This window comes from Streptomyces sp. PTL18, assembly GCF_059510295.1.
Map to the genome: position 1 here is coordinate 1 of NZ_JCAJZO010000164.1, position 295 is coordinate 295.

1 protein-coding gene is annotated in these 295 nt (G+C 69.5%); it reads left to right on the plus strand.

The window, feature by feature from the left end; all coding sequences use genetic code 11:
* Positions 1–70: 70 nt before the first annotated feature.
* The coding region (locus AC5WS8_RS39480) for a helix-turn-helix domain-containing protein (RefSeq protein WP_496108289.1) at positions 71–295 on the plus strand (225 nt) is incomplete at its 3' end.

Below are 295 nucleotides of genomic sequence, written 5' to 3' on the forward strand. Positions count from 1 at the left end.
CGTTAGATCTTGTATGAGTTCTCCTGCCGGGGTGCCGGTGCCGCGTCGTGGTCCGAAGCTGGAACCACTGTTGCTGGACGATGACGAGCGGGCTGCGCTGGAACGCTGGACCCGGCGGGCGAACTCCGCCCAAGCGCTGGCGTTGCGGGCCCGGATCGTGCTGGCCTGTGCGGGCCCGGACGTCCCACCCATCGTTGAGGTGGCCCGGAACCTGCGGATTTCCGCGGACACGGTCCGCAAGTGGCGGCGGCGGTTCCTCGCTGAGCGGCTGGATGGTCTGGTCGACGAGCCCCGG